The organism is Novacetimonas hansenii JCM 7643, assembly GCF_000964405.1.
GTDB classification, from domain to species: Bacteria; Pseudomonadota; Alphaproteobacteria; order Acetobacterales; family Acetobacteraceae; genus Novacetimonas; species Novacetimonas hansenii.
This window is the reverse complement of the sequence record NZ_BANE01000016.1, coordinates 1-10,090: the sequence shown is the minus strand read 5'-3', so window position 1 is coordinate 10,090 and position 10,090 is coordinate 1. Positions and strand designations below refer to the sequence as shown.

Annotated in this window: 12 protein-coding genes; 11 read left to right on the top strand and 1 reads right to left on the bottom strand. The window is 62.2% G+C overall.

Going from position 1 to position 10,090, the window contains the following annotated elements:
- Window positions 1-292: 292 nt before the first annotated feature.
- A complete protein-coding gene (locus B7G66_RS01300) occupies window positions 293-883 on the bottom strand; it encodes a TetR/AcrR family transcriptional regulator (protein ID WP_003621740.1) in 591 nt (196 codons plus the stop codon).
- Between the two features lie 516 nt (window positions 884-1,399).
- Here B7G66_RS01300 and B7G66_RS01295 point away from each other — a divergent pair.
- From B7G66_RS01295 to B7G66_RS01245, 11 genes are all read left to right on the top strand, one after another.
- Window positions 1,400-1,612, top strand: coding sequence for a hypothetical protein (locus tag B7G66_RS01295; protein WP_141313019.1), 213 nt, complete (start codon window positions 1,400-1,402; stop codon window positions 1,610-1,612).
- Window positions 1,613-1,851: 239 nt separating this feature from the next.
- Window positions 1,852-2,139 (top strand): hypothetical protein, encoded by a 288-nt coding sequence (locus B7G66_RS01290; protein ID WP_003621745.1) that lies wholly within the window; start codon window positions 1,852-1,854, stop codon window positions 2,137-2,139.
- Entirely contained in the window at window positions 2,136-3,350 is a 1,215-nt protein-coding gene (locus B7G66_RS01285; protein ID WP_003621747.1) for a PBSX family phage terminase large subunit, read from the top strand. Before B7G66_RS01290 ends, B7G66_RS01285 begins: the two co-directional genes overlap by 4 nt.
- A 210-nt stretch (window positions 3,351-3,560) precedes the next feature.
- Window positions 3,561-4,982 carry a phage portal protein gene (locus tag B7G66_RS01280; protein WP_003621749.1) on the top strand — a complete coding sequence of 474 codons (1,422 nt, stop codon included), beginning with the start codon at window positions 3,561-3,563 and terminating at the stop codon, window positions 4,980-4,982.
- Window positions 4,979-6,124 (top strand): DUF2213 domain-containing protein, encoded by a 1,146-nt coding sequence (locus B7G66_RS01275; protein WP_003621750.1) that lies wholly within the window; start codon window positions 4,979-4,981, stop codon window positions 6,122-6,124. Before B7G66_RS01280 ends, B7G66_RS01275 begins: the two co-directional genes overlap by 4 nt.
- A 181-nt stretch (window positions 6,125-6,305) precedes the next feature.
- Window positions 6,306-6,596, top strand: coding sequence for a DUF2778 domain-containing protein (locus B7G66_RS01270; protein ID WP_264986234.1), 291 nt, complete (start codon window positions 6,306-6,308; stop codon window positions 6,594-6,596).
- Window positions 6,593-6,955 (top strand): hypothetical protein, encoded by a 363-nt coding sequence (locus B7G66_RS01265; RefSeq protein WP_003621752.1) that lies wholly within the window; start codon window positions 6,593-6,595, stop codon window positions 6,953-6,955. Before B7G66_RS01270 ends, B7G66_RS01265 begins: the two co-directional genes overlap by 4 nt.
- A 415-nt stretch (window positions 6,956-7,370) precedes the next feature.
- A complete protein-coding gene (locus B7G66_RS01260; protein ID WP_003621753.1) occupies window positions 7,371-8,111 on the top strand; it encodes a structural cement protein Gp24 in 741 nt (246 codons plus the stop codon).
- Window positions 8,111-9,169 (top strand): hypothetical protein, encoded by a 1,059-nt coding sequence (locus B7G66_RS01255; protein ID WP_003621754.1) that lies wholly within the window; start codon window positions 8,111-8,113, stop codon window positions 9,167-9,169. The genes B7G66_RS01260 and B7G66_RS01255 overlap by 1 nt, the downstream gene beginning before the upstream one ends.
- Window positions 9,169-9,606, top strand: a complete 438-nt coding sequence (locus B7G66_RS01250) for a hypothetical protein (protein WP_003621755.1) — start codon at window positions 9,169-9,171, stop codon at window positions 9,604-9,606. Before B7G66_RS01255 ends, B7G66_RS01250 begins: the two co-directional genes overlap by 1 nt.
- On the top strand, window positions 9,603-10,016 hold the full coding sequence (locus B7G66_RS01245; protein ID WP_003621756.1) for a DUF4054 domain-containing protein: 414 nt from the start codon (window positions 9,603-9,605) through the stop codon (window positions 10,014-10,016). Before B7G66_RS01250 ends, B7G66_RS01245 begins: the two co-directional genes overlap by 4 nt.
- Window positions 10,017-10,090: the final 74 nt, after the last annotated feature.

Here is a 10,090-nt window from a genome sequence, read left to right as displayed (position 1 = left end):
AAGCTTTTTAGAAAAAGCTTCACCAAAAATCTTTATAATTTCAGTATGTTATCAAGGCTGACGTTTCAAACAGTCTTTTAGGAAAAACTTCACAAAAACCGTTATGATTTCAGGATATTATTAAGCCTGATGTTTCAGGCAGCTATCCCAGATAGCTATCCCATACAGGGGGGGTACCATCATCCGTGACAGGACCGCCCCGCATGTCAATGATGGCAGTGCCCATGCGATGGGGGACGGCGTCCCATCCCCCATCGGCGCCCATATCCCACCCCCGCACCAGTTGCAGCAATCAGCGGCGGGCGGGCTGTGCCCTGTGTGGCAAGGCATCACGCAAGGTCGCGGCGGCGCGGTCCATCATGCGGGTGAACAGCCGTGGCGTATCCAGCCCCTGCGCCAGCATCAGCGCGCCATGGATGGCGGCGATGGTGTCTTCGGCAAGGTAGGTCGCCTGTCCCCCCGTCACCCCCGCGCGACGCAGCATGTTGCGCAGCGCGATGACCCAGCGGCGGAAGAACACGTCGATGCGCCGCGCAAACAGCGCGCGCGTCGCGGCTTCCTGCGTAAAGGCGGCGAACAGGCTGCCGCGCCGTCCTTCCTGATACCATTGTGTGATGGCGGCGAACATGCGCGCGATTGCGTCATCGGGGGCGGCGGCGTCCAGAATGTCGAACACATTGGTGGCGAACCAGGCCTCCACCTGCGCCAGGACCTGTTCGGCCATGTCATGCTTACCGCCGGGGAAGAAGTGGTACAGACTCCCCTTCCCCTTGCCGGTGGCCTGCGTGATCTGCGACAGCGACGTGCCGGCATATCCGTGTGTGCGAAACAGTTCCCCAATCCGGGCAACGGTTTCGTCATGGTCGGTAAGGGGGGTGTTCATGGGCGTCCTTGTCCGTCTCGGCGTCTGTGTCGCGCGGGCATATTACAATAAGTACGCCCCCAACGGAACAGACCCCCACCGCGTTGCACATGTGCGCCGCGCGCGAAGGGCCGTCGCGGCAGGTGTGCTTTGTGGGGCGCAGGTGCGCGGAATATTGGACCGGACCGATTATTTTGGTTGCCGAACCAAAATATAACCCATTAGCTTTCTTTCATGGCAAAAGGGTTATGCTTTGGTGTCAACGGATGTTATTATAACGTGAAGATTATAAAATGTGATGAAGGTACGCATTTGAAACTTTGCTGTTCTACATAAGCTTCGACACCTGTGATGTAACGGATGTTCATATTACGAAAATCTGTATATCTGCCATGAAGGTTATGTGTAAAATATAAGTGCGTTTGCGAAATCTGGGTGAAAATCTAAAGCAATTACCTGATTTCAGCTATGCGTTAACTATTATTTATCCATATAAATGCAATCCATTTTCAGGCATGTGAGGGAGATATGCTGGTCATGAAGCATCATCATTTCCATATTTGTGGCGGCCAGATATGGACCCCTTTGTTCCGGGGCAAGGAAAAGCGGATCGTGCTGGAATGTTCCACGGGCCGGGTGGGGTTCGTGACCGACATGCAGTTGCCAGACGATGGTATCGTTTATGAAACCATAACGGATTTTCAGAAATGGATCGCGATGCATGAGGCGGCCGCGATTCAGTGGGACTGAGGGATGGGGGCTGACGTATGCGTGATGGCGGTCGGCGCCATGGACGCTTTTTTTTCTTGAGGGATGTCAGGTTCCGCGACATATTGCGATTACTCGGCAAGGGGTGCGCCCCGGGCCGTGGGATGGACCTGATACATTTCGCCCCGATGCCGGGCCGCCCCGATCCATGATGTGATCGGCGCGGCTTTTTTTGTGCCCGGTCCATCCTTTTTGCAGTGCAGCATAAAGGAAAGACGCCGATGTCCGGGCACAGCGACGGCGCATCCCCGCAGCACGCGCTTGAAACAATGTTGCGCACCCATCGTGATGTCGTGGTTGCGGCGTTGCTTGACCTTGCCTGCCATGCCGCCAGCGAGGCGACGCGCCTTGCCGCGTTAAAGGAAATACTTGATCGCGGATGGGGCAAGGCCACGGCCGGGACCGGCGATGCGTCCCCCGTGCCCGGTGCGCCTGTATCCGGTGCGCCCACATTGCTGATTGCGCCTGCGCTGTTGTCGCCTGAAACCGGTGCGATGGTGCGGGCATGACGGTGGTGCGCATTGAAATCCCGCCCGCCTGTGCGGATATCATGCGTCCGGCGCGGTACAAAATCCTGTATGGCGGCCGTGGCAGCGGCAAAAGCTGGACCGTCGCGCGGGTGATCGTGGCGATGGCCGCCGCCCGCCCGTTGCGGATATTATGCTGTCGGGAATATCACAGCTCGATGGCCGATTCGGTGCGGCGTCTGCTGTCGGATCAGGTTGCGGCGCTGGGGCTGGGGCCATGGTTCCGGATTCGTGAAAACCTGCTGACCACGGCATGCGGTTCGGAAATCCTGTTTCGGGGTCTGGGCCGTAATGTCGAGGCGATCAAGTCAACTGAAAAAGTCGATATCTGCTGGGTGGAGGAAGCGCAGAGCCTGAGCCGCGCCAGTCTGGACATCCTTTTGCCGACGATCCGCGCGCCGGGGTCGGAAATCTGGTTCACCTATAACCCGGAGCGCGAGGACGCGCCGATGCACCAGATGATGCGTGCCCTGCGTGATGATCCCGACGCCATTGTGCGTCATGTGGGCTGGCGTGACAATCCGTGGTTTCCGCCCGAACTGGACGCGGAACGCCGCCGCATGCTGCGTCATGACCCCGACAGTTATGACCATGTGTGGGAGGGCGAATGCCGCACCCGCAGTGACGCCGTGGTTTTTGGCGGACATGTGGAAGTGGCGGAGTTCACGACCCCGCCCGACGCGCGGCTGTATTTTGGCGTGGACTGGGGCTTTGCGCGGGATCCGACGGTGATGGTGCGGTGCTTTATCGCCGATGACATCGTGCATGTCGATCACGAGGTCTTTGCAACGGGGGTGGAAATGGACGATCTGGCCGCCCTGTTCGATCATGTGCCAGGGGCGCGCGAATGGCCCGTGCGCGCCGATGCCTCCCGGCCGGAAACAATCAGCTACCTTGCCACGCGCTTTGGTTTTCGCATGACGGCAGCGGCGAAATGGCCCGGATCGGTGCAGGACGGGATCGCCCGCCTGCGCGCGTTCCGCTGTATCCGCGTGCATCCGCGTTGCGAAAACATTGCGCGTGAATTGCGGCTGTATTCATGGCGCGTGGACCGCCTGACGGGTGACGTGCTGCCGGTGCTGGCCGATGGGTGGGACCACGGGATCGACGCGCTGCGCTATGCGCTGGATGGGGTGATCCGTAACCGCCGCCGCATGCCTGCCTTTACGCCTGCTGCGATCCGCAGGATCTGACCGCTGTTGCTCAGGGGGTGTGGCTCAGGGGCGTTGCTCAGGGGCTTTGCCCCCGAACCCCCACCAAAGGACATTGCCCTTTGGAAACCATGACTTTGATCGGGTCTGGTGGGGGGTGGGTATTTCCCTTTTGGAAACCGTGACTTTAACAAAACAGCGTGCAGGCCATGGGCAGTGTCCGGCTGTTGCATGCGTTCAGGAAACAGCATCATGAAACACTGGTTCCACCGCGCGCCCACGCCCCCGCGCGTGCGGCGTGAACCGCGCGTTGTGCCGCGTCCCGACGCCATGCCGCGCTTTGGCCGTATGGCGTCCGCCCTGCCATCGGGTGCGCGCGATGGCCTGCGTCCCTATGTCCCGCCGCCGGGGGTGCGCGGGGCGGGGGCGCTGGCGATGGACCGGGCGCTGTCGGGGGTGCATGACTGGGCCGGTATGGGGTTGGGGGACGGTGATGGCGCGTTTGGCGATGCGTTGGGCTTTGTCGGTTATCCCCTGCTGGCGCAGATGATGCAGCGCGCGGAGTTCCGCAAGCCTGTTGAGGTCATCGCGCGCGAAGCCACGCGCGAATGGGTGCGCATCACCACGCCCGAAACCGATACGCCCGACGATGCGCTTGTGGCGCGTATGGCGCAATTACGGGCCGAGATGCGACGCCTGCGCGTGCGCGAGGTGCTGCGCCGGCAGGTGATCCATGCGCTGGGCTTTGGTCTGGGGCATGTGTGGCCGGACATGGGACAGGCGTTAAGCAGCGCGGGACAGGGCACGCCGCTGGTGATCGGGCCCAATGGCATCGCCCGTGGCGCGATCAGGCGTTTTTTGAATGTGGAGCCGTTATGGACCACACCCGACAGCTATAACGCCGACATGCCTCTGCGCCCCGATTACTTTTGCCCGCGCGCATGGTGGGTGCAGGGGACGCTGGTGGATGCCAGCCGCCTGTTTTCGATGGTGCCGTTCGAGGTATCGGATATTTTCAAGCCCGCCTTCAATTTCGGCGGCCCCAGCCTGACGCAGATGTTGCGCACCTATGTCCATAACTTCCTGCGCACGCGCCAGTCCGTGTCCGATCTGGTCAGCAATTTTGCGACCAAGGTGCTGAAAACCGACATGGCCGGTGCGATGGGCGATGGCGACGGGACCGGCCCCGCGCAGGTCGATACCGACAGCCTGACGGGCCGGGTGGAGGCGATGAATGCGTATCAGTCGAACCACGGCACTTTTGTCATCGACCGCACGCACGAGGATTTCGACATCGTCGCCACCCCGCTGTCGGGACTGAGCGAGCTTCAGGCCCAGTCACAGGAATTCATGGCCTCGATCCCCGGTATCCCGCTGGTCAAGCTGTTCGGTATCCAGCCTGCCGGGCTGAATGCCTCCTCTGACGGGGAAATCCGTGTCTTTTACGACGAAATCACGGCATTTCAGGAGGCACATGTGGCCCCGGTGCTCGACCGGATGTTTCGCATGGTGCAACTGCACCTGTGGGGGGAGGTCGATCCGCGGCTGGATTTTGCCTTCGTGCCGTTATGGCAGATGGACGATGCGCAACGCGCGGACATTGACCATGCCCGCGCACGTATCGACGCCCTGCGCGCGGCGGCGGGCGTCGCCCCGACGAAAGGACATTCATGACCGATATGCTGGCCCATGACCGGATCGGTTCGGTCCGTGTAACGGACGAGGACGGGCGGTTATATGTCGCGCGGACCCATATTTCAAAGGCAGGCGTCAACACCTATCGGGGGGCGGAAATCCCCGGTCATGTGGCGCTGGGCCTGCGGGCGGATGGCCTGTACCGACTTTTACGCGCGCCCGATGAACTGGCGCGCGCGGCCCCGACCTTTAACGCCATCCCTGTCCTGGCCGATCATGCGCATGTGTCGGCGGACAACCCGCGCCGCGATATCACCGTGGGCGCGACCGGCACCGACTGCGCCTTTGCCGACCCGTATCTGGACAATGCGCTGGCGATCTGGGACGCCGATGCGATCGCGATGGTGCGCGATGGCGGGCGGCGTGAACTGTCGTGCGCCTATCGCTATGACGCGGACATGACGCCGGGGCGCTGGCGGGGGCAGCCCTATGACGGGGTGATGCGCAATATTCGCGGCAACCATGTCGCCCTTGTCCCCGCCGGGCGGGCGGGGCCGGACGTGCTGGTGGCCGATTCCGCACTACAGGAGAACATGATGGCACCCTTACCCGAACCCGATGCGACCTTTACGTTGCAGGTCATCGGCCACGCCCTGCGCACCGGCGCGCTGACGCCCGACACCGCGCCCGATGCGCTGTCGGCGGCCCTGCTGGCGGCGCGTGCGGCGGTGGGCCGTTCCCCTGCCACCGTATCAGGCGCCACGTCAGGCGCCACGTCAGGCGCCGCACCAGAAACAGCACCAGAAACAGTGTCCGCAACACCGTCCGGCATCGTGCCCGCCACCGCACCCGAAATGGCGTCGGACGCCGCCGTGCGTGACGCCGTGGCCCGTGCGCTGGCGGGGGAACGCAGCCGCCTTGGCGCGATCGACGACGCACGCCGCGCCGTCCGCCCGCTGGTGGGCGAGGTGATTGGCATGGACAGCGCGGACGCCATCTACCGCTATGCGCTGACGCAGGCGGGACATGACGTGGCGGCCCTGCACCCGTCGGCCCTGCGCCCGATGGTTGATATGGTGATCGGTACACGACAGGCCGCCCCCGGTGCCGCGTTGGCCACTGACGCCGCCCCGGATTTTAACGCCCGCTTTGGCGTGACCCGTGCGCCGCGCGTGCTGTAGGCGGCATCCGTGCGCTTTACCCTGATCTGTTGAAAATACCGGTGTCCAAAGGGGGATGCCCCCTGCTGGGGGGCAGGGGCAACGCAAAAGCATGGCAGGATGTGGAATGCCTTGGGTCTATCGTCAATCTACCGGACAATTGAAATATAACGGTGTTCTCGTGACGAAGGGATAGTCCGGTATTGATGCAGGAAAGAACAATCCTGCAATGGAGGGCGTTCGTAATGTCGGACCAACGCCAGCAGGTGATTATTCGATTGGTGCGCCGTTTTTTCATTCGCATTCCGGTGCATATACAATGCGCCTGACGCCGATAAATGGGAATATCGCTTTGGGGCGTACTGGTATCATGATGCATGGTGACAGCAAGGCACATCCGGGTCGTGCTTCGAATGGTTGTATGATTGTTTCATATTCTGCACGTCAGAAGGTATGGATGAGTAACGACCATATTATCAAGGTAACAAAATGAATGTCCGTATTCCCTGTCTGATATCGTTCCTGATGGTGGCGAGTATATCCGGCGTCATGGCGGCACCTGCAAAGGCGCCGGACTGTGCCGACTGGCCGGGCAGTATCGCGTATGGAACCCTGAAAAATGCCGGGATGATTGACCCGGATCAGATGGATTTCACGGCCACGAAGGCCACGCGCCTTGCGGCAGAGCCCAGAGGGCACGGCCTGTATCGCGAGGTTTATCATATTACCTTTCGCGAGAAGACCGGCAAAACATTCGATGTCATTACCACCAGCGATGCGTCGAATGAGGAATGTTCCATGTCGGATGTGGATGTCTTCATTGTTACGGCGCATCCCGGCCCGGGGTTGTAATTTCGGGGTTATGAAAGACTGTTTGAAAACAAGCCATTGATAAAAACAAGAAAAGTTTTTGGGTGCTGCCTTTTGATCGAAAAAGGCAGCGTCTTTCGAAGGTTTCTGGAAAAATATTCACAAAAAACCTTTATCATTTCAGTATGTTATATCGCCTGACGTTTCAAACAGTCTCTGGGTCCGGGGGTGTGATCCGGTATCCGTTTTTTCTGGGTGCATGAGGCGCGTCGGCACGTGGAGCCCCCCGGTTCTGGTTCTGGCTCTGGCTCTGGCAGCGGGTACGCGCCCTGCCCCCTGATCTGTTGAAAATACCGGTTTCCAAAGGGCGATGCCTTTTGGTGGGGGTTCGGGGGCGACGCCCCTGATGGCCTGTGCCCCCGCATGCGGTTTTACTTAAAAAACATGGAGGCTGTGCATGCCTTTTCCCAATACGGTCAATTATAACTGGCCCGTATCCTTTGCGGGTGCGTGGGCGTCGGAAAACCCGCGCCGGTCGGTGCTGGCGTGGGCCAATGGCCTGCGGGCGGGTGCGGGCGGCGTTGCTGTCGCGGCGTTTGCGTGGGTGCAGGCGGACGGGGCATCGGTGCTGAACAGCCCGCCGTCCGGTGCGACGGCCACCGCCACGGCCACGGCCAGCGTGTCCGCCGGGGCCGTGTCCGCCCTTGCGGTCACATCGGGCGGGGCGGGATACAGCTCTGTCCCGACCGTTACACTGTCGGGTGGCGGCGGCAGCGGGGCGGTGGCTGTGGCCACGATCAGCAACGGCGTGGTGACGGGCATTACCGTCACGTCCGGGGGCACGGGCTATACCACCGCGCCGACGGTCACGATTGCATCCCCCGTGGCGACGCCCGCCGCACCGGACGGGTTTGTCGTGCGTGAACAGCAGGGGCTGATGACGCAGTACCTGCAGGAAGCGACGATGACCATCCCGCAGGGTTTCATGGTCACGCTGGCGGACGGGGGCGATGTGTTCTGCGCCTGCGCCGATGACGCCGCGCGGGGGGATGTGGTCTGCGCCTCCATCACGGACGGCAGCGTGAGCGCCATCGCACCGGGGGCGGACGTGCCCGACGGCTATGTCGCGACCGGCTGGCGCGTTGCCCTGCCTGCCACAACCGGCGGCCTGATCGCCATTACGAAAGCTGCTTCCTGATGAACGCATCCCTGTTTCGCAACGACGCGCCGGTGCTGGCGCGGCAATATGGCATCCATCTGGAGGGCGTGCGGGACTATTTCCCCGCAGGTGGCCTCGCCATGGATGCCGATGGCGCGGTGACGGCGGCCAATTCCGGCATCCCGGCCATTTTCACCACCTATACCGATCCGGTGGTGATCCGCGCGCTGGTCGCGCCCACCCGCGCGGCGCAGATCTATGGCGAGGTGCGCAAGGGCGACTGGGTCACGGATACGGCGATGTTCCCTGTGGTCGAACTGTCGGGGCGCACCGCCGCCTATGGCGATTACAGCGCCGATGGGGAGGTGGACGCCAACGCCAACTGGATCAGCCGCCAGTCCTTTCATTACCAGACCTGGACCCGCTGGGGCGAACGCGAGGTCGCGCGCATGGGGGCCGCGCGCATCGACCTGGTGAACCAGCGCAACCTGGCCTCGATCTCGGTGCTGGGCAAGCAGCAGAACCTGACCTATCTGTTCGGGGTGGCGGGGCTGGAATGTTACGGTGCGCTTAATGACCCGCAGCTTCCCGCCGCGATCCAGCCGCTGCCGAAGGTCACGGGCAATGGCACGGCCACGGGGGCGGCCGACTGGCTGGCGATGTCCGATCCGTTGCAGTGTTTTGACGATGTGCTGCGCCTGTATGCGCAGTTGGTCACGCAGATGGGCGGCAACCTGACGCTGGAGACGCCGATGACATTGGTACTGCCGACCGAGCGTCAGCAGTGCCTGCTTTATGCCAACCAGTATAACGTAAAGCTGCGTGAACTGTTGGCCGAAAGCCTGCCGAACCTGCGTATCGAGACCCTGCCCGAGGCCGGGACCGCGCTGGGTGGTGGCATGGTGGCGTCCACGATGATGCAGCTTTTTGTCAATGAGGTCGAAGGACAGGCCAGCGTGTCCACCGGCTTTACGGAAAAGATGCGCGCGCATGCGGTGGAACGTCACTCCACCTCCGTGCGGCAGAAAAAATCGCAGGGCACGTGGGGAACGTTGTGGTTCTATCCGCAGGCCTGCGCCACCATGACGGGGATCTGATGGATATGGCGACATCGAACAGCATGGTTACGGTCCTGTGCCGCATGCCCTCGGGGCTGGTGCTGGACCTGTATGATGATGCGCTGCTGGCGGCGCGGGCGGGCGATGCCCGGCGGGGGCAGGGTGCAATGGCGCCGCCGGTGCCGCGTGCGTCCGTCCGCCTGGCCGGTGCGCGACGCGACCCGCGTTATCACCCGCGTGATAACCGCCTGCTGGGCATGGCGGGCCGGACGGAGGTGCCTGCCGATTTCTGGAGCGCATGGTGCGCGCAGAACCCGGATTTTGCGCCCCTGCGCCACGGCCTGATCGCGGCGGAGCGCACGGCGGATCGCGCGACATCGTGGCTGCGTGAACATGGGGGCACCCGCACGGGTCTGGAACCGCTGGACCCCGATGCGTTGCCGGTTGTGGGTGTCACCCGTCGCGACGCGGCATGACCGCCGACGTGGCGTTCGATTATGCGGCATGGGCGCAACGTTTCGTGGTGCTGGCGGCGCAGGTGAATGCGTCACAGGCCGCCGCATATTTTGCGGAGGCCACGGTGATCCTGTCCCCGCGTGCCCGCACCGCGCAGGACGCGGCGCGACGGGGGGTGTTGCTGAACCTGCTTGTGGCGCATATCGCGCAACTGGATCAGCAGGTGATGCAGGGCAATGGCCTTGTCGGGCGCATCAGCGACGCCACACAGGGCAGTATTACTGTCCGCGCCCAGATGGAGGGGCAGGCCCCTTCTGCCGCATGGTTCAACCAGACCCCTTATGGCGCGCAGTTCTGGGCCATGTCGCGTCGCATGCGCCTGGCACGGTATGTGCCGGGACGACCGCAGCCGGCATGTGTGTGGCCCTGAATGCCCCGCCCTACCCTGAATCGTTAAAATTCATGGTTTCCAAAGGGCAATGCCCTTTGGTGGGGTTCAGGGGC